Raw genomic sequence first — 22,343 nt, forward strand, 5'->3', positions numbered from 1 at the left:
AAACTCATTCAAGACTTTCAGATTCTACCCCTTGGGCTAAATCCTTGTTTCTCAACAAGTTTTAATCAACATCACCGCCGATGGATGTGCATTCTACAGCATTTCACATACGTTGCAAGCATGTTTTTATAAATAATTTGACTGATGTTTATTTTTCAAACCATAAAATTTACAAGCTGTTGTTTTTTAATATTAATTAATTTTGAATTTTTTTAATTATTTCCAATCATTGCCATACATTTAAATTTAAGCCATTGTTTTTAACAAAAATATTAATAAACCACCTTTATTATTAGGCTTTATTTTGTTCAATTTGACTTTTATTCCATCAACTTATGCTGTTTATGTGATCACTATTCAAATTTACGCCTCATTTTTCGTCTTTGTCTGATACCAAAACAAAAAAAAGCCACCCTTTTACAAGAATGGCTGTGTCATATCTAAGATGATCTCTAGAACTTCATACTGATGCGTGCCCAGTAGTTACGTCCTATATTGTTGAATTGTTCTGTTGCAGCATAACCAAAGCCTGAACTCCCCAATTTATTTAAATGTTCCGCATAGTTCTTATCAAAGACATTATCAATCCCCACAGAAAGATCGATCCCCTTTTGCAAGTTATAGGTGCCATTTAAAGACAATGTGCCAAAACCTTTACTATCCGCGACATCATATCCAATGATATTGCCTTCACGGGAACTGGTGCGATCTTGTGCTGCAACGACACGCCACAGTAAACCGAGATTATATTTATCTTGTACATAGCGTAGGTTAAAACGTCCTTCTAATGGTGCAATTTGCGGTAAAGCGGTGTGATCCGTTGTATTTTCACCCCATGCATACATGGCACTGATGTCCGCTTGAATGTGATCTGTCAACTGGTAAGCCACACCTGCCTCAGCACCTGCAATGGTTGCATCGACATTTCTGCTTTTGGCTTCCAATCGCCCCATTGAACCTGTCGGTGTATATGCCACTAATATATAGTCTTGAATCAAACCTGCATAAACTGAAGCCCATGATTTAAATGCACCCTGTTCATATTGATAGCCTGCATCAAACTGTGCGGTTTTTTCATTCTCTAAATCGGCAAAGGTCGTACCTGTACTTTGATGGTATTTGGTACTAAACAATTCCCAATAATCAGGTACACGTTCTACATAACCCAAACCTGCGTAAGTTTTAACATGCTCTGCAAGTTCACTTTCAATTCGAATAAAGCCACTTGGCAAGGTTTCTTTGCGCTCTGTATCGGTGGCTAAGTTATCGATCTTCGCTTGATCGACGCGTGCACCTGTCACCAGTTTATGCTGATCATTGAATGTATAGCTCAATTCACCGAAAGCCCCATAGGATTGAAAATCCATATCAGTCACTCTAGGCTTATCCTTATAGGTATTCATCATCCCTTTACGTGCACTATGTTTATTATTTTGAACATCCAGTCCAGAAACTAAACTGATTCGATCCCAGTCTGTTGTCATTGCAACACGTGAATTTATTGTGCGACGCGCAACATTAGAAGCCATTGGCATAGACATTCCTCCTGCAGGAGTAAACTCACGCAGACTAAAATTATCCATGACATGATCGTTATAACTATAGTCCACTTGCGCTTCGATTTTTTTAATCACTTCACCCAGATTTTTCTTTTCAATATGCAGCCCCAGACTTTCACGGGCAAATTTCGAACCATCCATACTGCGTCCAGCATAGACTGCTTCACCGTCGCTTTTGCCGCCTTTTAGTTCCACCCATGTATCTTCATTTGGTGTCCAACCGAATGCCAGATCAGCATTCCATTTTTCCCAGTCCGAAGGCACTGTATTGCCAGCTCCATCTTGATAACTGTCTGCAACTGAACGATTGGCATTTAAACGTACATATTTGCTTTCATCCCCTACCGCAGCTTCAATATTGTGATCCAAACGTCCATAAGAACCCACCATAACACTGGCTTGACCACGATATGGCTTCTCGGAAGTGAGCTGTTCAGGTTCACGCTCAAATATAACGGTCGCAGCAGAACCAGTATGCGCATACTGAACAGTTTGTGGTCCTTTTACGACTGTGATTTTATCGTAGCTTTCAGGAGAAACATAAGAAGCAGGATTATCCATACGGCTTGGGCATGCACCTAAATTTTCCGTACCATCGGTTAATATTTTAATACGTGAGCCAAACATACCGCGGAAAGTGACATCGCCATTCGCGCCGCCATTTTTGATTTGGTTAAAACCGACAATGCTTTGCAAATAAGCAGCACCATCTACTGCAGGAATTGGTTGTGTCGGTTGTTTCGGATCCGCATGTACAATTAAGCCATTCGCATCATTACCTTGCTGGGCGGTCACGACAATAGGAGTCAAAATTTGAGGAGGTTGTACTTCTGCACTATAAGCAGTAACCGAATAACACGCGACACAAATCGCAGCCGATAAAGGCTGTAACAAGAATTTAGGCTGAGCCATATCAATCTCTCTAAAACATAAATAACACTGTGCCTAAGTCATAAGACCCAAGCGAAATAAAGCGGATTTATGCCCAGAGTGGCGGTGCCCGTCCTTGTGGGATAAGAAATAGTTGCTGTAGAACAAACCAAACATGCGCAAAGGCTTTTTGAAAAGCGATTAAACGAACTTGAATACGATCAAGTATTGGCTTTATGTCAAGTTCAGGCGGCAAGACTAAATTGCCATATACGGTACAGTATTGGCATTGATGACTTGCATCATGGTGATCATGAATATGCTGCTGTTTTTGTTCTACTTGATGATGTAAATGTTGCGTATGCTGCATAGCAGCAGTCTGCACGGCGTTTACAGTTTGAGAAGGGAGTAAAAGTGCACGCGTAATGGTTTCACAGACCGGAGCAACTTGATATTGCTTCGGCAGCAAAGGCTGTAAGAAAACAGCAATCTGTAAAAAAACTGCGACACATGCCAGCAGCAAACCACCACGGAAAAGCAAAAATAATCATCCTGCAATTAGTGCGGCATCAGTATAACAAAACCCAATCGGAATTGGGTTCATACTTAAAGATGATTTTGGGTGAGAAATTATCCGCGCTTGACTGCAACTTTCTCTTTTTGGCGCTGACGCGTCAATTTTTCCACTTTTTCACGCGCACGCTGACGCTTGAGTGGTGATAAATAATCGACAAATAATTTGCCGTTTAAGTGATCCATTTCATGCTGAATACAAACAGCGAGAAGTTCGTCTGCTTCTATTGTAAAGGATTGACCTTCAAGGTTAATTGCCTCTATTTTTACACGTGACGCACGCTCAACTTTGTCGTATATTTGAGGCACTGATAAACAGCCTTCTTCATAAGGCTGGGTTTCTTCAGTCAATGGGGTAATTTTGGGGTTAATGAACACCATAGGCTGATCTTTATGTTCAGATAGATCCATAACAATCAACTGAATATGGCGGTCGACTTGGGTAGCGGCTAAACCAATGCCTGGCGCTTCATACATGGTTTCAAACATATCTGCAGCTAACTGACGAATTTCATCAGTAACTTCTTCGACGGGTTGTGCAATGGTACGAAGACGGGGATCGGGGAAACTTAAAATAGGTAATAAGGCCATAAACGTCCTCACTTATGCCATTGATCAAAAAACCAAATGAAGGAATGCTTCATCAAAAAAATGTGTGTAATATCGCTATTATAACGTAAATTACGTACATAATTTTAGGAATTATGATAATGAAAAAGGTTTTGAAGGGCATGCCATCTTTTAGTGCCTTGGGGTTTAAACAGCAATTGTTGGCACTGACCGTCGGTTTGGCGATCAGTGTTGGTTCTATCGCAGTGGTTGAAGCTGCACCAGCTCGTAATGTTAATCCACCTTCATTAAAAGCGGGTGCACCACAAGTTTATGTGGTGAAAAAGGGTGACACCCTCTGGGATATTTCGGGGAAATTTTTAGATAAGCCTTGGCGCTGGCCTGAAATTTGGGCAAGTAACCGTCACGTGAAAAATCCACACTGGATTTTCCCTGGCGATAAACTTTTACTGTGTAGCTATCAAGGTAAGCCCCTGATTGGCAAAGATGAAGGTGATGGCTGTGATGGTATTATTCGTCGTTATGCAGGGGGAACCAAGTTACAACCCCAAGTGCGAATTGAATCGTTAAATGATGCTATTCCTGTGATTCCATTAGACAATATTAAGCAATGGTTAGAACATTCAACCATTGTTGCTCCTGAGTCAGTGGACAATACACCTTATGTACTGGGTACCGCCGATCAACGCGTATTGGCAGCCAAAGGTCAAACCATCTATGCCCGTGGCAATGGCTTAGAAGTGGGGCAGCAATATGCGGTTTATCGCGAAGGCGACCCGTACACCCTCAACAATGAAAAAGGCAAAAAGTACAATGCTGGGCTTGAGTTGAATCAGGTGGCGACGGGCATAGCTGTTGCAAGTGAAAATGACATCACAACACTGGAATTAACAGATAGCTTTAATGCAGAAGTACGTCGTGGTGACCGTGTACTGCCTGTTTATGACCCAATGTTGCCTACCCTGTTCTATCCAACCATGGCGGAAGATGTAACGGCTGGGGGGCAAATTGTTCGGGTGATGGGCTCTATTGGCACTGCTGCCCAACACAGCGTCGTGACGATAGACCGCGGTAGTTTTGAAGGCGTACAAGTGGGCCATGTATTTAGCATCAACCAAAAAGGTGAACAGGTTCGAGACCCGAAAACCAAAGAAATGGTGCAATTGCCTGGACAGAAAATTGGTAACTTAATGGTATTTAAAACTTTTGATCACTTTAGCTATGGTTATGTGCTCGACAGTTCCTTACCAATCAAAATCGGTGCTTACATTCAACCACCGTTAATGGACGATTAATTCGGAGTTCCTATGCTGAAACCATTATCACAAGTGCAAATGGACATCATTACCTTGTGGTATTTGGTTCAGCACTCGCTCAGCAGTTTTTACAAACTAGAACAACACTTTGGTACAGCCCACAATGCAGTACAGCCTCACAATTTGCAGGGTTGGTCCAAATTAGGTTTACATAAAAATCATATTCAACGCGCGCAACAGTTTTACACAGCGCCTGAACAAAATAAGTTTCAGCACGTCATTCAGGAAATTCAGCAACATAGTGATTTTGTACTAAGTTATCACGATCCTGAATACCCACAACAACTGCTGCCTTATAGTGATAAACCCCCGATTCTGTTTGGACAAGGGCAACTTTCGCTCTTGATGCAGCCACAAATTGCCATTGTTGGCAGTCGTAAACCAAGTCCGCATGGTCGACAAATCGCCTATGATTTTTCGTACTATCTTAGTGAAAAAGGTTTTGTCATTAGCAGCGGCTTAGCACAAGGCATTGATGAGGCTGCACATCAGGGCGCTTTATCCCATCAACGTACACTGGCAGTGATGGGCACAGGACTTGATCAAACTTATCCTTCACAGCATCAGCAACTTCGCCAGCAAATTTTGCAGCAGTCGGGTGCTATCATCAGTGAGTTTTTACCCCATACTCCACCCCTGCAACATCATTTCCCGCGCCGCAATCGAATTGTCAGTGCACTCTCTTTAGGCGTGATTGTTGCTGAAGCCAGTTTAAAAAGTGGTTCGATCATTACCGCTAAACTTGCAGCAGAACAAGGCAAATTGGTGTTTGCGATTCCTGGACATATTTATAGTGAATTCCATCAAGGTTGCCATCAACTGATTCGTGAAGGCGCAATTCTGGTGGATCATCCTGAACAAGTCTTAGAAGACCTCGCTTTACCGACTCAATGGCAAGCGCAGCAGCAATCTCAGGGTGACTCAACCACACAACCACTCGCAAAGCCCGAGATTCCTGAGCATTTAATGTCGCTTTACAATCAACTGAACTGGACGGGCTATCCTTTGGATCATTTGGCCATCCATCTGAAGCAAGATACCGCCTCACTGACTGCCCAGTTGATGGAACTGGAGCTTTTAGGCTTATGTATGCAACAATCTGGGGTTTATTTGCGTTGTCGTCCCAGCCAATAAGGTTCAGAATAAGCCTTTGCTTAAATTAGGACACGAAAATGATTACCACCTCTGTTGCTGAAGCTGCCGATAGTTTAAAACGCGGACAGGTCTTGGCATACCCAACAGAGGCAGTGTGGGGATTAGGCTGTGATCCCTATAACGAAGCTGCATTTAATGAGATTTTAAAATTAAAACAGCGTCCAATTGAAAAAGGTGTCATCTTATTGGCTGGGCATATTTCCCAAGTCGAACACTTACTGGTAGGACTCACCCCAGAAATGCGTGACACAGTTATCGCCTCTTGGAGCCACTGCAACCCAACTGAACGTGCAACCACTTGGTTACTACCTGCGAGTGAGGACATTCCAATTTGGATCAAAGGCAATCATCCCAAAGTCGCCATTCGCGTGACCACTCACCCTTTATGTGTAGCACTTTGCAATGCATTTCATGGTTTTATCGTATCAACCAGTGCTAACCCTGCGGGACTTGAACCTGCACGTTCGCTGCAAGAAGCCAATAAATACTTTAACCATCATTTAACCTATCTAAACGGTGATTTAGGTTTAAGTCAGGAACCGAGTCGTATTTTAGATGCTGAAACAGGTCAAATTATTCGTGCATAAGCGAATAGAATAATGAATTTTATAGAAAATTTGGACAAAAAAAAGCTCAATCAAATAGGTTGATTGAGCATAAAAAGGATGTGTGTTAATCACATCCAGAGGGTTCGAAAATCTTGCTGAATGTTAGATTTAAAGTATTATTAAGAAATACTTAACCAATCATTCTTGATGTGAATATTATCTAACATTTCAAATCAAAATACAAATCCATTATCCCAGCTTAACTTTTGATTAAATGCATGATTAAAATGTGAAATTTTCTCAAAAAGTCAAACTATCCTTCTATTTTTAAAATATTTTTAAATAAATAATCATTTGACAGCATACAAATTTGCACTTATAACTGGTAGTTTAGTCCAAGAAAAATAAATCAATAAAATTTACTGTTTGGTTATTTATTCATCATATTGATTGACTCTGCTGCTTCAGATTGCGCCTGCCGTGATTTTATTTGTGCCATAGTAATCCCCGTAATAATAATGATCCCACCAATGGTGTGATGTATCGTCCACGCTTCATGCAACCAAAAATAAGCCAATACTGCTGTAAAAATGGGCATCAGATTCATAAAAATACTGGTTTGATTGGGCCCCAAACGCTGTACAGCAAGCATCCACACCCAAGGTGCAATCAGGGATGCAAATAAGCCTGCATATAAAACACTCGCCGTATTCTGCATATCTAAACGATCGATGCCCAACCATAGTACAAAGGGCAAATGATAAATCAGAGAAAATCCTATTTGTACGTACAAACTGATCATGAGTGGCACTTTCAGTTGCCATTTCTTTAAAAATACCCCGTAAAAAGCATAGAAGAACACTGCAATCACCATCAGCAGATCACCCCAATGCCCGCCTAAATGGAGTAGGGTCTGTAACTGCCCTTGTGCAATCACATAAAGTAAACCTAGAAATGACACCAAACTTCCCATGACAGCAAAACGATTAGGTACTTCTTTTAGAATAATGATGGAAACAAAAATAGTAAAAATTGGAATAAAGGCATTAATAATCCCCATATTAGTCGCAGTGGTATAATGCGCAGCGCTATATGCCAGACCTTGATAGAGCAACATACCAAAGGCACTGAGTATTGCAAATTGCTTCCAATGCAACGCAACTAACTGACGCTGCTGCCACACTTTGGGTAGCATCACTGGTGTCAGCACAATAAAAGCCACCAGCCAACGATAAAAACTAATGCTCACAGGTGAAATATAATCCGCGACATAACGCGTCACTGCAATATTCAGTGACCAGATAAAAACTGCAATCAAGGGTAGCATGACCGCCAATTTTGCCCATTTTTTTTGCTGCATTTGCCCACTCAGTTACAAGGTCTTAAATGACTATTGTGCTAAAAGTCTGAAATAATAAACATACGTTTTTTCAGACATTGATATGGCAAATTCATCCGTCTGGCATCCACCCCCACTTCGTATCAATATGGGCATCTTTCATGAACAGCTATGCATCCACTGGTTTATCTCAATTGATTGAAGTACATGAATATTTTTATGCAAGAAATGACGAAATTGCAGCACATTCTTGCATCTGGGGTGATTTTAATTTCAGTTTAAATGGTATTTTGGATTATGAAATTGAAGGAATACACCATTTATCTCCTCCCAATTACGGACTTTGGATTCCCGCCCATACTGCACATGCCTGCATTGCACGTGAAATTCAGCCGACCCATTATATTTGTATTCATCTCCATCCTGAGCTTTGCAAATACTTTCCCACAAAGACAAAAGCCGTCGAAATCAGTCCTTTTCTCCGCCATTTAATTAAAGAGGTTTTACGTCAAAAGCCTGTAACAACCTCTGCGGAATACGAACATTTACTTCATGTACTACTCGATCAACTGCGTACCGCACCTGCTTATGAACACTACCTACCTCAAACACAACACCGTGTTTTAAAGCCAATTTTACAACAACTGGCCAATCCGCAATGCTTTGCCAAAAGTTTGCAACAAATCCTCCATGAATTTCAGTTTACCGAAAGGCATTTACTCCGCTTAAGCCAACAAGAATTGCAACTCAGTCTCGCAGAATGGCGCAATCGAGCAAAAATTCTGTATGCGATTGATCAACTGCATGCAGGATCAACAGTTAAAAAACTGGCTTATGATTTGGGTTATCAACATAGTTCCAGTTTTATTGAATTCTTTAAGCGCTATACAGGACAAACGCCTGCGCAATTACGCGAATAAACCAGCAGCTTCAGCCTCTTTTTACTTCACTTGCAGGATTCAACTTGAAGTTGACGTGAATTCTCGTTACAACATCAACACCCGATAAAAATCAATGGATCTGTGTATGAACCAGTCTGTATATGACATTCCTGTAAAAACCATTCAGGGAGAGAACATCACCTTGAACCAATATCAAGGCAAAGTCCTTTTGATTGTCAATGTGGCATCAAAATGTGGTTTAACCCCACAATATGAAGGTTTAGAAAAACTCTATCAGCAACAAAAAGATCAAGGTTTAGAAATTTTAGGCTTCCCTGCCAACAACTTCTTGGCGCAAGAGCCAGGTAGTGATAGCGAAATTCAAGAATTTTGCTCAGTCAACTACCAAATTGATTTCCCTTTATTTTCAAAAATTTCTGTCGCAGGCGAAGATAAACATCCACTCTATGAAACCTTAATCAATGCCATTCCTGAACGCATTGGTGAAGGACCTTGGTGGAAAGATTTAGTCGATTATGGTCTTACCCCAAATGAACCACCAGAAGTACTCTGGAATTTTGAAAAGTTCCTCGTGAATAAACAAGGACAAGTGGTGGCACGTTTTGCACCTGACATTACCGCAGACGATCCGCGTATTGTGGATGCCATTCAAACTGAGCTGCAAAAATAATAGACTATTCTGAACATCAAGCAGTCATTCATTGGCTGCTGATGTTTTAAAAACCTCTTCTTAATTTCTTCATTATTTTAATATTTATACAACATTAAATTCAAATTAACTCAATCACTTACTGCTTTAATAGACCGATCAGAACAAGATAGAAAGTTTAAGGTTGGTAGATCATGAATCGTTTAGTACAAGCTGTTGTTTTCTCTTTATCCACTGCGTTAGTGGCAGCTCCCGCTTTTGCTGCTCCACAAAATTCGCAAGATCACAAACAACACGCAACTCAGAATCACAATAATGCAAATCATCAAAGCATGCATAACGACGCTTCAAGTCACCATGCACAAAATCAACATAAACCCGCAAGCAATAATAAAGCTGGGAATAAGCAAATGACTCGCCCATCGGCGACATGGAAACCAGGTAATCCCGTTCCAACGCAATACCGTGGTCAGAGTTACAAAGTTGACCACAGTAAATACAAAAAATTAAATAAGCCAGGCAAAAATGAACAGTGGATCAAAGTGAATGGCGATTATGTTTTAACCAATGTGTTAAATCACAACATTATTAAAATCGTACCAGGAATGTAAGATTTCCCAAAGATCAAAAGAGTGCGACCAGCACTCTTTTTTATAGCTCCCCCTTTTTGTTGTTGCTTTGCAGCCTGACTTTGGAAAGTGAAGTAGTCGTTTTATAATTTCTTTAAAGCGATACAATGTTAAATTGAGACCAGTCAAGATTATGAAAAAACTTCTGCAAGGTGCCTTACTACCTTTTGGTATTTTTGTTGCTGCAATCAGCTTATTCGGTTGTAATCAGGCGACAGAACAGGATACTCAAACAGCAAATTCCACTGACGTAGAAGAACACAGTCCTTCTCATAATAATCCTGAGACCGAATTAAAAAATGGCAACATGATTTATGTGGTCCGTGATGTTGCCGACATGCAATTAAAAGCAGGTGACTACGTCCAACAACTGAAACAAACTCAAACTGACGTAGAGCAAGCTTTAACAGATAAAGACCAGCAAGCACTACAAACATCAGTCAATGCTCTGCATCAGCAACTCACAGACTTCAACCGTGCGTTAAATAGCTTAGATTTAAAAAGTCAGGAAGTTGACTCTATTCGACAAAACATCATGTCTACCAACCAACAAGTCCTCGATTTACCTTATTTAAATGGCAAAGTTGACCTTCAATCAGTCGATTTACACAAAATTGAACAACAAATGACTTCGGTGCAAACAGAAATGCTCAAATTGGCCAAGATGTTACTGTTACAGCCCGCATCAAGTGAAAAAGCATCATAAAAGCATTAGAGGATTCATCGGATATTTTCAATGCGATGAATCCCCTATATCCATTTAAAGATTAAAATCAATCACGATTCGCCCATCAATTTTGCCCTGCTCCATCCGCTCAAAAATATCATTGATATTTTCTAAAGGCTCTACGTGAATATGGGCTTTTACTTTGCCACGTGCTGCAATATCTAAGGCTTCTTTCAGGTCTAAACGTGTCCCGACAATCGAGCCCCGAACAGTAATGCCATCCAAAACCATGTCAAAAATAGAGAGATCGAACTTCCCAGGTGGCAAGCCATTCAGCACCATTGTTCCACCGCGACGCACAATTGAAACGGCCTGTTCAAATGCTTTGGGTGATACCGCAGTCACCAGTACCCCATGACAGCCCTCACCCGTCGCCTCCAACACTGCATCTTTAACATTAACTTTCAGCGCATTCACGCCAACATCTGCACCTAGCTGTTTTGCCAACTCTAGCTTAGTATCATCGACATCAATCGCAACTACATTAAAGCCCATAATTTTGGCATACTGCACCGCGACATGCCCTAAGCCACCAATACCTGATATTGCCACCCAATCCCCTGTTTTGGCTTCCGTCATTTTAAGCCCTTTATAGACGGTTACCCCCGCACATAAAATCGGTGCAATTGCGAACAAATCAACGCCGTCTGGGATCACGCCAACATAGTTACCATCAGCCAAACAGTATTCTGCAAAACTGCCATTGACCGAATAACCTGAATTTTGTTGTTGTTTACATAAGGTTTCCCAACCGGCATAACAATGATCACAATGCCCACACGCCGAATATAGCCAAGGAATACCCACCACATCACCTACTTTCAGATGACTAATACCTGCGCCTATCTCAATGACTTTACCCACCCCTTCATGACCAGGAATGAAGGGCAAGTGTGGTTGAATAGGCCAGTCCCCATGCATCGCATGTAAATCGGTATGACAAACACCCGTCGCAATCATTTTGACCAAAACTTTACCATCACTAATTTTTGGAATTTCAACGTCTTGAATTTGTAAAGGTTGATTGAATGCAGTGACGACTGCGGCTTTCATTGTTGTTGCCATCTTTTACGCTCCATAACCCAAAGTGAGTCAGACTTTTATTAAGAACTGTGCTCAACCAATAACATAAACATAGGAGATTAAGGATAGGCCTTTTGTTGTTTTTTTGAACAATATTTCAAATATTCATCTAAGCAACACAAAATGTGTATGGTAATAAAAAAGGCCACTAAGTAGCCAATTTTCTATTTTTATTCAAAGGATGTTTAGCCTGTTCGCCATTTTTGAAAGGCGGTTTGCATCGCCTGTGTTTGCTCGGATGAAACCTGATGTTGATGTAAATAGCTAAAGTCGCCACGATATACTGCATCCACAATCGTCTTGGCTAAAACCGCAATGCTCTCTCTGCCTTGCTGCTGATAAACATCAATCTGTTCAGCAGTGAGAAAGATGTCCCAACAAGAGACCACCGAACTCATGTCCACCGCGATTCCCAAATAGTATTGATGATCATCTTGATAAAGTTCCCAAAAATGTGGTTCTTGTTCTATCAGTTGCATGCTCTTATTCACTAAAAAATACTACATCAACATACAACCACTATTGCACAAAATATATATAACTTTAGGTATACCATTACATAGTTAATAAAATTTTGGTGTATAACTTGTAGATTAATTTTTAACTACATACTATGTGATTTAATTACGATTAAATCACTTAACCACATGAAAACAAATATTTTTGAGTTTTATGACTCTGCAACTCAGGTTTGGAACAAATTTTCTGATGATAAAATTATTCTAGAAAAAGATGAGCCTCCACCACCACCTGCCCCCACTTCAATTGATGAGATAGAAGCTGAAAAAAAGAAAATTCAACTTCAAAAACAAAATTTAGAAAATATTTCTCAAAAACTTAAAGCAGCGATTCAAATGCCTAATATTATGGTATTAGCTGGTAGTGGTACTTCCTTAGGCCCCATAGTCGGAGGCCCTTCAATGTGGAATTTATGGGAACTATGTACTACTAATGAAATGGAAGCACTGTCTAACGATACTTTTGTAGAAAATGGATACGACCTACGCCTATCTGTCGAAGAATATAAAAATATAGAATTATGCCTTTCTCATTGTGAAGCCCATCTTCAAATTTCCCCTGAGCATAAGAGTATTAAAACAAAAGATTTCGTACTTAAGTGTAAAGACATTATCTTAAATGCCTGTAATTTTATAAAAGATGATCAAGTACAATTGGTTAACCATAAGGAATTTATTAGAAAACTATCCAAAAGAAAATCTAAAGATCCACGCATCAAACTATTCACTACAAACTATGATACCTGTTTTGAAGATGCTGCTAGCAAATTAGGTATTACTGTTATTGATGGCTTTTCTTTTTCATTTCCAAGAATTTATGATCCTAAGTTTTTTGACTTAGATATCGTTAAACGCAGTCAAAATATAAACTCTAATAATATCCACTATCTTGAGGGTGTATTTCAGCTTTATAAATTGCATGGCTCTGTAAATTGGAAAAGAGAAAACATATTTTCTATTCAACAAGGAAATGATGTGACTGCTCAAAATAGTTGCATGATTTTTCCTGCAAAAGGTAAATATCAACAATCTTATGTCCAACCGCACTTAGAACTCATTTCTAGATTTACACAAGGTTTACGGGAACCAAATACATGTCTTCTTATCGCTGGATTTGGTTTTAATGATGATCATCTATCAGAACCAATTTTGTCTGCAATTTATTCGAATCCACATTTAAAAGTAATTATTTCCACCCCAAGTCTGAAAGCTGATTTTGAAAAAACTTCATCAAATCCATCCCCTTATTGGGATAAGTTTAAACATGTAACAGACACCAGAAAAAATGACGAAATAATATTTATAAATTGTGACTTTGGAAAATTATCAGAGTTAATTCCAGACCTAACTGCCTTATCACCAGCAGAAAACCTGTATGAAAGCTTACGTTCAGCATTTGGAGGTACTCATGACTAAGAGCACCATTAACCCTGAACTTTTATTTGGCAAAGTAAATTCTATCAATGCAAATAGCGTGCATTTTGAATATATAAATAATCAACATGAACCCACTTATTTCAGAGGGAACCGCTATGGAAAAGGTGAAGTTGGTGAATTTATAATCATTGAAAGTCAGGTGAATTTAGTATTAGGCCGTATAGTAGAAATAAAAAAAGATGATTTAGCTAAATCAAATTTAGAAATTGTAGGAAAAATTCAGCTTTTAGGAACTATTCAAATGGATACTTTAAGAGTATCGGCAGGAGTAGACTACTACCCAAGTATCAATGACTTAATTTATTCAGCACCACATGAGTTTATTGCTTCAATCCCTGAAAAAATGCAAAAAGATGAAGCGAAGATTGTTTTAGAAATAGGTTCTATTGATCTTGATCAAGATTGCTCAATCAAAGTTACGCCTGAAAAACTTTTTGGTCGTCATCTAGGAATATTAGGTTCAACTGGTGGAGGTAAAAGCTATACAACCGCTAAAATATTAGAAGAATGTCTTAAACACCATCCAAGAATTATTCTCTTAGATGCAACTGGCGAATACAAAGATTTTAATCAAAGAGGTGTATTCCACTTACATCTTGGCAACCCAATTAATCCTGCTAATAAGACCACAGAATGCTATCTACCTCCAGAATGTTTCTTAGAAACTGACTTTCTTGCATTATTTGAGCCTTCAGGAAAAGTCCAAGGACCAAAATTTCGAGAAGCTCTAAAAAGTTTAAAACTAGCAAGAATAAGAAGTGATCTATATGAATTTGAATACATTTTAAAAACTGATCAACCTAAAGGTCCTTTTAATGATCTATATAAAAACATTAACCTTGATGATCCAACTTTGAGTTTCAATTTAAACCATTTATCTTTGCAGATTGAACAAGAATGTGTTTTCCCTGATGCAACAAATTGGATTGATAAAAAACCAATTAAAGATATTACAAAATGGGGGAATCATGATGGTAATTCTTTTGCTAATTGTCTTTCATTAATTAGCCGAATTACAACTATTATTAATTCACCTCCTTTTAATACACTTTTCCATCCAACACCTAAAAACATTTCACTAATAGAAAAGATCAAAGGATTCTCATCATCTATTGATCCAAATCATAAATTATTACGCATTGATCTAAGTGGAATCCCTTTTGAATATAAAGCACGCGAAATTATTGCAAATTGTATTGGACGTTCTTTATTAAATGAATCAAGAAATAGGGCTTTTTCAAATAAACCTGTTGTTATTGTTCTTGATGAAGCTCATAACTTCATAGGTAAAACTATTGGTAATGAAGATACTTTAGCCAAACTCGATGCCTTTGAACTCATTGCAAAAGAAGGTCGTAAATTTGGATTAAATATTTGTTTAGCAACTCAAAGACCACGTGATATCACTGAAGGTGTTCTCAGCCAACTTGGCACATTAATCGTTCACAGGCTAACTAACGATCGAGACCGCGAAATTGTTGAACGAGCCTGTGGAGAAATTGATAAAGCTGCATCCGACTTCCTTCCAAGCCTACAACCAGGTGAAGCAGTCATTATTGGTAATGATTTCCCTATTCCCTTAACTATTAATATTAAAACACCAACAATTAAACCCAATTCAGAAGGTGCAAATTTCCAAGAAAATTGGGCATAAAAAAGCCACCTTTCGGTGGCTTTTTCAATCTCAAACCGTCTCTTATTGAGCGCGGTTTTTGATTTTGCGGATGGTTTCCAACTGAGCAGCAGTTTCTGCAAGAGCAGCCAAAGCAGCAGCCGAGTCCAAGTCGCTCTTTTGATTTGCAAGCAATTGTTCAGCGTGTTTACGCGCTTCTAAAATTGCAGCTTCATCTAAGTTTTCTGCACGGACTGCAGTATCTGCAAGTACCGTAACAACATGCGGTTGAACTTCTAAAACACCACCAGATACATAGATTAACTCTTCTGTACCGTTTTCCAACAGAACGCGAATCGCACCCGGTTGAAGTAAAGTTACTAGTGGCGCGTGACCAGGCATAATACCCAATTCACCACCAGCACCTTTAGCAATTAGCATCGTTACAGTGCCAGAGTACAAAGACTCTTGAACACTTACAACATCACACTGCATAGTCGCCATGAGAATCTCCTAAATTAGGTAACTAATTAAAGTTTCTCAGCTTTAGCAATTACTTCGTCAATACCACCAACCATGTAGAACGCTTGTTCTGGAATGTGATCGTATTCACCAGCTAAAAGACCTTTAAAGCCACGAATCGTTTCTTTAAGCGGTACAAGTTTACCAGGAGCACCAGTAAACACTTCAGCTACGTGGAACGGTTGAGAGAAGAAACGTTGAATTTTACGCGCACGGTAAACAGTCAACTTATCTTCTTCTGCAAGTTCGTCCATACCAAGAATCGCGATGATGTCTTTCAATTCTTTATAACGTTGAAGAACGTTTTGAACTGAACGAGCAATCTCGTAATGCTCAGTACCCACTACAAGTGGATCTAACTGACGTGAAGTTGAGTCAAGTGGATCGATCGCTGGGTAAATACCAGAAGATGCGATGTCACGGCTCAATACTACAGTTGCATCTAAGTGAGCAAACGTAGTCGCAGGTGATGGATCTGTTAAGTCATCGGCAGGTACGTATACCGCTTGGATTGACGTAATCGAACCAGACTTAGTCGATGTAATACGTTCTTGAAGAACACCCATCTCTTCTGCAAGCGTTGGTTGGTAACCTACTGCAGATGGCATACGACCTAGAAGTGCTGATACTTCAGTACCTGCTAGTGTATAACGGTAGATGTTGTCGACGAACAATAGTACGTCACGGCCTTTGCCGTTTTCGTCTTTCTCGTCACGGAAGTACTCAGCCATGGTCAAACCAGTCAACGCTACGCGTAAACGGTTACCCGGTGGCTCGTTCATCTGACCGTAGACCATTGCTACTTTGTCAAGAACGTTTGAGTCTTTCATCTCGTGATAGAAGTCGTTACCTTCACGAGTACGCTCACCAACACCAGCAAACACAGATAAACCTGAGTGCGCTTTCGCGATGTTGTTGATCAACTCCATCATGTTTACAGTTTTACCAACACCGGCACCACCGAACAGACCAACTTTACCACCTTTCGCGAACGGGCATAGTAAGTCGATGACTTTAATACCAGTTTCTAAAAGGTCAGTAGAAGCTGCTTGTTCAGCATAAGAAGGTGCTTGACGGTGAATTGGCAAACGCGCTTCAGTCGCAACTGGACCAGCTTCGTCGATTGGGCGACCAAGAACGTCCATGATACGACCCAAAGTCGCTGTACCCACTGGTACAGAGATTGGTGCGTTAGTATTCGTTACGTTCAAACCACGCTTAAGGCCTTCAGTAGAACCCATTGCAATAGTACGAACTACGCCATCACCAAGTTGTTGCTGAACTTCTAATGTAGTTTCAGTGCCATCAACGTGGAGAGCGTCATAGATCTTAGGAACGCTGTTACGTTCAAACTCGACGTCGATAACCGCGCCGATGATCTGAATGATACGACCGCTACTCATTGCTGTCTCCTCAATTCAAAATAATGTTAAACGGCAGCGGCACCACCAACGATCTCAGAAATTTCCTGAGTAATCGCGGCTTGACGCAGCTTGTTATAAATAAGTTGTAGGCTCTTGATCAAATCACCTGCGTTGTCCGTTGCAGCTTTCATTGCAACCATACGAGCTGACTGCTCACACGCGATGTTTTCGATCACGCCTTGATATACCACAGACTCGATATAACGAACCAATAAGCCATTTAAAAGCTGTTCAGCTTCAGGCTCATAGATATAATCCCAACCGTATTGACGGTTAAGGGTCTTGTTTTCTTCAGCAGTTGCTAAAGGAACAAGTTGTTCGATTTTTTGATTTTGAGTCATGGCATTGACAAAGCCGTTTGACACAAGATAAATACGATCTAACTCGCCTTTATCAAACGCGTCTAACATCACCTGTACAGAACCAGATAACTGTTCAAGGCTTGGTGTATCGCCGACATTTGTCGTAGCACCCAGCACTTTACCGCCGTAGTTTTTAAAAAACGAAACCGCTTTTTGACCAATTAAAGCAAATTGAACTTCAATTGACTGCTCTTGTTGCTGTTGTACGTGTTTAACCACTTTTTTGAACAAGTTAATGTTCAAACCACCAGCAAGGCCACGATCTGAAGACACAATGATATAGCCAACGCGCTTTACAGGGCGTTCAACCATATAACGGTGTTTGTATTCAGGATTCGCTTGAACCAAGTGAGCAATTACACGGTGCATATTTTCGGCATACGGACGGCCTTGAGCCATGCGCTCTTGCGCACGACGCATCTTAGAAGCTGCTACCATCTGCATCGCGCGAGTAATTTTCTGCGTGCTTTTGATACTAGCTACTTTGGCGCGAATTTCTTTTAAATTTGCCATACGCTTAACCTAGTATTCGAAGGCCCTTTCGAGCCCTCGAAGGTTGATCCGTGAACCAAACCAAAACTAAATCCAACTGAAGTTGAAATTAGTAAGTTTGAGTCGCTTTAAAGCTTTCAATACCTGCTTTGATTGCAGCTTCGATGTCTTTGTTGTAATCACCAGTTTCATCGATGTTTTGCATTAACGCAGCATTTTCTGAACGGAAGTAAGAGATTAACGCAGCATCAAAGTCTACGATTTTCTTCACTTCAACGTCAGCCATGTAGCCTTCGTTAGATGCATAAATTGAAACAGCTTGGTCAGCAATTGAATATGGAGCATATTGTTTTTGCTTCATTAATTCAGTTACACGTTGACCATGTTCAAGTTGCTTACGAGTTGCTTCATCAAGGTCAGAAGCGAACTGAGCAAACGCTGCCAATTCACGGTATTGCGCCAAAGCAGTACGGATACCACCAGACAATTTTTTGATGATCTTAGTCTGCGCTGAACCACCAACACGAGATACAGAGATACCCGCGTTCACAGCAGGACGAATACCTGCGTTGAATAATGATGTTTCAAGGAAGATCTGACCGTCAGTGATCGAAATTACGTTCGTTGGTACGAATGCAGATACGTCACCCGCTTGAGTTTCAATGATTGGCAATGCAGTTAATGAACCTGTTTGGCCTTTAACTTCACCATTCGTGAATTTCTCAACATAGTCAGCAGAAACGCGCGAAGCACGCTCAAGAAGACGAGAGTGAAGATAGAATACGTCACCTGGATACGCTTCACGACCTGGTGGACGACGTAACAATAATGAAATTTGACGGTAAGCAACAGCTTGCTTAGACAAATCATCATAAATGATCAGTGCATCTTCACCGCGGTCACGGAAGTATTCACCCATTGTACAGCCAGAGTATGGAGCCAAGTACAACATTGCTGCTGGATCGGCTGCAGCTGCTGCTACAACAGTGGTATACGCCATAGCGCCAGTTTCTTCTAGCTTGCGCACAACGTTAGCAATAGTCGATTGTTTTTGACCAATCGCTACGTATACACATTTAATGCCAGAGTTTTTCTGAGCGATGATCGCATCGATCGCCATTGCTGTTTTACCAGTTTGACGGTCACCAATGATCAACTCACGCTGACCACGGCCTACAGGGATCATTGTATCTACTGACTTATAACCAGTTTGTACAGGTTGATCCACTGATTGACGCCAAATTACGCCTGGTGCTACTTTTTCAACAGCATCAGTTAATTTTGCATCAATAGGGCCTTTACCATCAATTGGGTTACCCAAAGCATCTACGACACGGCCTAAAAGTTCTGGACCAACCGGAACTTCTAATACACGACCTGTGCAACGTGCTTTTTGACCTTCTTGAAGGCTTAAGTAGTTACCTAAAACAACGACGCCCACTGAATCCTGTTCTAGGTTCAGTGCCATACCGTATAAGCCGCCGTCGAATTCGATCATTTCACCGTACATTGCATCAGCAAGGCCGTGAATACGCACAATACCGTCGGAAACCATAACAATGGTTCCTTCGTTTTTAGCGGTCGCGCTGGTGTCCAGATCGCCGATACGCTGTTTAATGAGCGCACTGATCTCGGATGGATTCAGTTGTTGCATTGCGCTATACCTCAATCTTTATTAAGTTCAGTCTTCTAATACGCAGCTTTTTTCAAGCCTTATTACGCAAGAAGACGAGTCCGCATTTTTTCAAGCTTGTTAAGCGCAGAGTCATCTATCACTTGGTCGCCTGCACGAATAACAACACCAGCAATAAGCTCTGGTTTAACTTCTACAGTTACATTTACCGCAGCTTCGAATTTTTTCTCTAAAGCATGTGCAAGCAATTGTTCTTGTACAGAAGTCATAGGGAATGCAGATTCAATCACTACATCCACCGTATTGTTATTCTGTGATTTGAGCTGTTCATATTCCGCATAAATTTCAGGAAGAAGTACCAAACGGTTATTTTCAGCAAGCAATGTCAAAAAGTTTGACACTGCTGCAGTTTGGTCTTCGCCTAATACTTTTGCAAAAAGACTTACCTGCTCAGCAGGAGTAAGCTCAGGGCGAGTTAAGAAAGCTGAAAATGCTTCGTCTTGCACCGCAGCACTGAGCAAGTTTAATGCAGATGACCAAGAGTCAGTTGCATTTTGCTCAGAAGCGTAAGCAAATGCTGCCTTAGCGTATGGGCGTGCCAACGTCAAGAGTTCAGCCATAATCCGCCTCTCTTAAAGTTTAGCAGCCAGCTGAGTCAGCATGGCATTGTGAGCTTCTGCATCAACTTGCTGGTTCAGGATTTTCTCCGCACCAGTAACTGCCAAAGCAGCAACTTGTTGACGCAATTCTTCGCGAGCAGAATTGATTTCAGTATCAACAGCTTCTTTCGCTTGTTGACGAATACGCTCACCTTCAGCCGCAGCTTGAGTACGCGCTTCTTCTACCAATTGTGCACCACGACGGTTCGCTTGTTCGATCAATTGAGCCGCTTGCGCTTTCGCCGCGTCTAATTCAGCTTTCACTTGAGCTTGCGCATCCGCAAGATCAGCTTTTGCTTTTTCAGCAGCGTTTAAGCCATCAGCAATTTTACGCTGACGCTCACTAATCGCATTGATTAGTGGTGGCCATACGAATTTCATACAGAATGCGACAAACATCGCAAATGCAATCGCTTGACCAATCAATGTGAGGTTGATATTCATTTCGCTATTCCTCAATAGTTTAATTTAGGAATTAAGCTGATTAACCTACAAATGGATTAGCGAAGATGAAGAACAAGCCAATACCAACACCGATCATAGGCACAGCATCAAGAAGACCCGCGATTAAGAACATACGAGTTTGAAGTTGTGGAGCCAATTCTGGTTGACGAGCAACAGCTTCAAGGAAGCGACCGCCTAAAAGACCAAAACCAATCGCAGTACCTAAAGCACCAAAAGCGATCAAGATAGCAGATGCAATTGCAACTAGACCTAAAGTGAGTTCCATGATAATTCCTCAGAGGTTAGGTTTATACCAAATTAAAGTAAAAAAATTTTAAGCCCAACCATCCATTGATAGTTAGGCAGTACCATTAATGTTTTTCGCTTGCCATGCTCAAGTATACGATAGTCAGCATCATGAAAATGAACGCTTGTAACGTAATAACAAGAATGTGGAAGATCGCCCAAGGCACAGACAGAGCCCACTGGATCCAGAACGGTAATAATGCGATAAGGATGAAGATTAACTCACCTGCATACATGTTACCGAAAAGTCGTAGAGCCAATGAAACTGGACGTGCAAGGAATGTTACCAATTCAAGAATTAAGTTCACTGGAATCAGTAACGCTTTTGCAACTGGGTTACTTGGATTAAATGGGTTAAGTGCCAATTCGCCAACGAAACCACCAATCCCTTTTTCACGGATACTGTAGAACAAGATGAGTACGAATACAGATAAAGACATACCTAAGGTAATGTTTGGATCTGTAGAAGGTACAACCTTGAAGTAAACGTGATGAGGATCCATACCAAATACGTTAGAGCCAATAATTCCTGCAAGATGTGGAATGAAATCTACTGGAAGTAAATCCATCGCATTCATCAGGAAAATCCACACAAAAATCGTGAGGGCTAAAGGTGCAATCAAACGTGATTTGCCATGGAAAGTGTCGCGAACACTTGAGTCCACAAACTCAATGATCATTTCAATTGCAGACTGGAACTTGGTCGGAACACCAGAGTTTGCAGCTTTCGCCACACACCAGAATAACAAACAGAAAATCACACCAAGAGTGATAGACCAACCCATTGAATCCAAGTGAATAGCAGTGAACCCCATCTGTTGAGCTTCAGCACCAGTCTCGGCCAATTTCCATGTCCCGTCTGGCATTTTGCCATAGGTCATATTGGTCAAGTGATGCTTGATATACTCGGTCGAAGTAAGGGCATGTTCTTCAGCAGCCATAAATCACACCTGGTCAATGTCAAATACAAATAGAGTAAGCGAATATCGCATGCTGCGTGATATCTCGCTTATC

General features: G+C 40.7%; 23 protein-coding genes. 9 read left to right on the forward strand and 14 right to left on the reverse strand.

Going from position 1 to position 22,343, the window contains the following annotated elements; all coding sequences use genetic code 11:
* Positions 1-452: 452 nt before the first annotated feature.
* From DCO44_RS15085 to def, 3 genes are all read right to left on the reverse strand, one after another.
* The gene (locus DCO44_RS15085) at positions 453-2,471 is read right to left on the reverse strand and encodes a TonB-dependent copper receptor (protein ID WP_116763322.1); all 2,019 of its coding nucleotides are present in this window, start codon (positions 2,469-2,471) and stop codon (positions 453-455) included.
* 67 nt (positions 2,472-2,538) lie between these two features.
* Positions 2,539-2,970, reverse strand: coding sequence for a DUF2946 family protein (locus DCO44_RS15090; protein WP_116763324.1), 432 nt, complete (start codon positions 2,968-2,970; stop codon positions 2,539-2,541).
* Positions 2,971-3,059: 89 nt separating this feature from the next.
* Entirely contained in the window at positions 3,060-3,593 is a 534-nt protein-coding gene (gene def / locus DCO44_RS15095; RefSeq protein WP_116763326.1) for a peptide deformylase, read from the reverse strand.
* Between the two features lie 119 nt (positions 3,594-3,712).
* Here def and DCO44_RS15100 point away from each other — a divergent pair, with 119 nt between their 5' ends.
* The 3 genes from DCO44_RS15100 to DCO44_RS15110 are packed head-to-tail and all read left to right on the forward strand — an operon-like array spanning position 3,713 to position 6,630.
* Positions 3,713-4,867, forward strand: coding sequence for a LysM peptidoglycan-binding domain-containing protein (locus tag DCO44_RS15100; RefSeq protein ID WP_116763328.1), 1,155 nt, complete (start codon positions 3,713-3,715; stop codon positions 4,865-4,867).
* Positions 4,868-4,879: 12 nt separating this feature from the next.
* Positions 4,880-6,022, forward strand: coding sequence for a DNA-processing protein DprA (gene dprA, locus DCO44_RS15105; protein WP_116763330.1), 1,143 nt, complete (start codon positions 4,880-4,882; stop codon positions 6,020-6,022).
* Between the two features lie 38 nt (positions 6,023-6,060).
* A complete protein-coding gene (locus tag DCO44_RS15110) occupies positions 6,061-6,630 on the forward strand; it encodes a Sua5/YciO/YrdC/YwlC family protein (RefSeq protein WP_116763332.1) in 570 nt (189 codons plus the stop codon).
* Positions 6,631-7,021: 391 nt separating this feature from the next.
* On the opposite strand, the gene DCO44_RS15115 is transcribed toward DCO44_RS15110, so the two are convergent.
* Positions 7,022-7,951: a DMT family transporter gene (locus tag DCO44_RS15115; RefSeq protein ID WP_116763334.1), complete on the reverse strand. Its 930-nt coding sequence runs from the start codon at positions 7,949-7,951 to the stop codon at positions 7,022-7,024.
* A gap of 140 nt (positions 7,952-8,091) precedes the next feature.
* On the opposite strand from DCO44_RS15115, the gene DCO44_RS15120 reads away from it, so the two are divergent.
* The 4 genes from DCO44_RS15120 to DCO44_RS15135 all read left to right on the forward strand — a co-directional run bounded on the left by DCO44_RS15120 (position 8,092) and on the right by DCO44_RS15135 (position 10,816).
* Entirely contained in the window at positions 8,092-8,850 is a 759-nt protein-coding gene (locus DCO44_RS15120) for an AraC family transcriptional regulator (RefSeq protein WP_116763336.1), read from the forward strand.
* A 106-nt stretch (positions 8,851-8,956) separates the two neighbouring features.
* A complete protein-coding gene (locus DCO44_RS15125; protein ID WP_116763338.1) occupies positions 8,957-9,502 on the forward strand; it encodes a glutathione peroxidase in 546 nt (181 codons plus the stop codon).
* Positions 9,503-9,675: 173 nt separating this feature from the next.
* Positions 9,676-10,092, forward strand: coding sequence for an RcnB family protein (locus tag DCO44_RS15130; RefSeq protein WP_116763340.1), 417 nt, complete (start codon positions 9,676-9,678; stop codon positions 10,090-10,092).
* Positions 10,093-10,243: 151 nt separating this feature from the next.
* A complete protein-coding gene (locus DCO44_RS15135) occupies positions 10,244-10,816 on the forward strand; it encodes a hypothetical protein (protein WP_116763342.1) in 573 nt (190 codons plus the stop codon).
* 54 nt (positions 10,817-10,870) lie between these two features.
* Here the strand turns inward: DCO44_RS15135 and adhP are convergent, their stop codons facing one another.
* Entirely contained in the window at positions 10,871-11,902 is a 1,032-nt protein-coding gene (gene adhP / locus DCO44_RS15140; protein ID WP_116763344.1) for an alcohol dehydrogenase AdhP, read from the reverse strand.
* A 203-nt stretch (positions 11,903-12,105) separates the two neighbouring features.
* Positions 12,106-12,399 carry a hypothetical protein gene (locus DCO44_RS15145; protein ID WP_116763346.1) on the reverse strand — a complete coding sequence of 98 codons (294 nt, stop codon included), beginning with the start codon at positions 12,397-12,399 and terminating at the stop codon, positions 12,106-12,108.
* 168 nt (positions 12,400-12,567) lie between these two features.
* Here DCO44_RS15145 and DCO44_RS15150 point away from each other — a divergent pair, with 168 nt between their 5' ends.
* Positions 12,568-13,854 carry an SIR2 family protein gene (locus DCO44_RS15150; protein WP_116763348.1) on the forward strand — a complete coding sequence of 429 codons (1,287 nt, stop codon included), beginning with the start codon at positions 12,568-12,570 and terminating at the stop codon, positions 13,852-13,854.
* Entirely contained in the window at positions 13,847-15,529 is a 1,683-nt protein-coding gene (locus tag DCO44_RS15155; RefSeq protein WP_116763350.1) for an ATP-binding protein, read from the forward strand. Before DCO44_RS15150 ends, DCO44_RS15155 begins: the two co-directional genes overlap by 8 nt.
* A gap of 42 nt (positions 15,530-15,571) precedes the next feature.
* Here DCO44_RS15155 and DCO44_RS15160 read toward each other — a convergent pair whose 3' ends face one another.
* From DCO44_RS15160 to atpB, 8 genes are all read right to left on the reverse strand, one after another.
* A complete protein-coding gene (locus DCO44_RS15160; protein WP_016165598.1) occupies positions 15,572-15,991 on the reverse strand; it encodes a F0F1 ATP synthase subunit epsilon in 420 nt (139 codons plus the stop codon).
* Between the two features lie 26 nt (positions 15,992-16,017).
* Positions 16,018-17,412 carry a F0F1 ATP synthase subunit beta gene (gene atpD, locus DCO44_RS15165; protein ID WP_104221778.1) on the reverse strand — a complete coding sequence of 465 codons (1,395 nt, stop codon included), beginning with the start codon at positions 17,410-17,412 and terminating at the stop codon, positions 16,018-16,020.
* Between the two features lie 26 nt (positions 17,413-17,438).
* Entirely contained in the window at positions 17,439-18,308 is an 870-nt protein-coding gene (atpG, locus tag DCO44_RS15170) for a F0F1 ATP synthase subunit gamma (RefSeq protein WP_004684424.1), read from the reverse strand.
* Positions 18,309-18,396: 88 nt separating this feature from the next.
* Positions 18,397-19,941, reverse strand: a complete 1,545-nt coding sequence (gene atpA / locus DCO44_RS15175; protein WP_004684423.1) for a F0F1 ATP synthase subunit alpha — start codon at positions 19,939-19,941, stop codon at positions 18,397-18,399.
* A gap of 62 nt (positions 19,942-20,003) precedes the next feature.
* Positions 20,004-20,540 (reverse strand): F0F1 ATP synthase subunit delta, encoded by a 537-nt coding sequence (locus tag DCO44_RS15180; RefSeq protein ID WP_116763352.1) that lies wholly within the window; start codon positions 20,538-20,540, stop codon positions 20,004-20,006.
* A 12-nt stretch (positions 20,541-20,552) separates the two neighbouring features.
* The gene (locus DCO44_RS15185; protein WP_116763354.1) at positions 20,553-21,023 is read right to left on the reverse strand and encodes a F0F1 ATP synthase subunit B; all 471 of its coding nucleotides are present in this window, start codon (positions 21,021-21,023) and stop codon (positions 20,553-20,555) included.
* Positions 21,024-21,063: 40 nt separating this feature from the next.
* Positions 21,064-21,309: a F0F1 ATP synthase subunit C gene (gene atpE, locus DCO44_RS15190; protein ID WP_000424060.1), complete on the reverse strand. Its 246-nt coding sequence runs from the start codon at positions 21,307-21,309 to the stop codon at positions 21,064-21,066.
* Between the two features lie 85 nt (positions 21,310-21,394).
* Positions 21,395-22,270: a F0F1 ATP synthase subunit A gene (atpB, locus tag DCO44_RS15195; RefSeq protein ID WP_116763356.1), complete on the reverse strand. Its 876-nt coding sequence runs from the start codon at positions 22,268-22,270 to the stop codon at positions 21,395-21,397.
* Positions 22,271-22,343: the final 73 nt, after the last annotated feature.

Source organism: Acinetobacter sp. AM (assembly GCF_003105055.1).
GTDB classification, from domain to species: domain Bacteria; phylum Pseudomonadota; class Gammaproteobacteria; order Pseudomonadales; family Moraxellaceae; genus Acinetobacter; species Acinetobacter tibetensis.

Coding starts and splice junctions, on each gene's coding strand:
- DCO44_RS15135 (WP_116763342.1), top strand. CDS start 10,244: ATGAAAAAACTTCTGCAAGGTGCCTTACTACCTTTTGGTATTTTTGTT.
- DCO44_RS15130 (WP_116763340.1), top strand. CDS start 9,676: ATGAATCGTTTAGTACAAGCTGTTGTTTTCTCTTTATCCACTGCGTTA.
- DCO44_RS15160 (WP_016165598.1), bottom strand. CDS start 15,991: ATGGCGACTATGCAGTGTGATGTTGTAAGTGTTCAAGAGTCTTTGTAC.
- atpD (WP_104221778.1), bottom strand. CDS start 17,412: ATGAGTAGCGGTCGTATCATTCAGATCATCGGCGCGGTTATCGACGTC.
- DCO44_RS15180 (WP_116763352.1), bottom strand. CDS start 20,540: ATGGCTGAACTCTTGACGTTGGCACGCCCATACGCTAAGGCAGCATTT.
- DCO44_RS15185 (WP_116763354.1), bottom strand. CDS start 21,023: ATGAATATCAACCTCACATTGATTGGTCAAGCGATTGCATTTGCGATG.
- DCO44_RS15110 (WP_116763332.1), top strand. CDS start 6,061: ATGATTACCACCTCTGTTGCTGAAGCTGCCGATAGTTTAAAACGCGGA.
- DCO44_RS15145 (WP_116763346.1), bottom strand. CDS start 12,399: ATGCAACTGATAGAACAAGAACCACATTTTTGGGAACTTTATCAAGAT.
- DCO44_RS15100 (WP_116763328.1), top strand. CDS start 3,713: ATGAAAAAGGTTTTGAAGGGCATGCCATCTTTTAGTGCCTTGGGGTTT.
- DCO44_RS15115 (WP_116763334.1), bottom strand. CDS start 7,951: ATGCAGCAAAAAAAATGGGCAAAATTGGCGGTCATGCTACCCTTGATT.
- DCO44_RS15150 (WP_116763348.1), top strand. CDS start 12,568: ATGAAAACAAATATTTTTGAGTTTTATGACTCTGCAACTCAGGTTTGG.
- DCO44_RS15155 (WP_116763350.1), top strand. CDS start 13,847: ATGACTAAGAGCACCATTAACCCTGAACTTTTATTTGGCAAAGTAAAT.
- def (WP_116763326.1), bottom strand. CDS start 3,593: ATGGCCTTATTACCTATTTTAAGTTTCCCCGATCCCCGTCTTCGTACC.
- atpB (WP_116763356.1), bottom strand. CDS start 22,270: ATGGCTGCTGAAGAACATGCCCTTACTTCGACCGAGTATATCAAGCAT.
- DCO44_RS15120 (WP_116763336.1), top strand. CDS start 8,092: ATGAACAGCTATGCATCCACTGGTTTATCTCAATTGATTGAAGTACAT.
- dprA (WP_116763330.1), top strand. CDS start 4,880: ATGCTGAAACCATTATCACAAGTGCAAATGGACATCATTACCTTGTGG.
- atpE (WP_000424060.1), bottom strand. CDS start 21,309: ATGGAACTCACTTTAGGTCTAGTTGCAATTGCATCTGCTATCTTGATC.
- DCO44_RS15085 (WP_116763322.1), bottom strand. CDS start 2,471: ATGGCTCAGCCTAAATTCTTGTTACAGCCTTTATCGGCTGCGATTTGT.
- adhP (WP_116763344.1), bottom strand. CDS start 11,902: ATGGCAACAACAATGAAAGCCGCAGTCGTCACTGCATTCAATCAACCT.
- atpA (WP_004684423.1), bottom strand. CDS start 19,941: ATGCAACAACTGAATCCATCCGAGATCAGTGCGCTCATTAAACAGCGT.
- atpG (WP_004684424.1), bottom strand. CDS start 18,308: ATGGCAAATTTAAAAGAAATTCGCGCCAAAGTAGCTAGTATCAAAAGC.
- DCO44_RS15125 (WP_116763338.1), top strand. CDS start 8,957: ATGAACCAGTCTGTATATGACATTCCTGTAAAAACCATTCAGGGAGAG.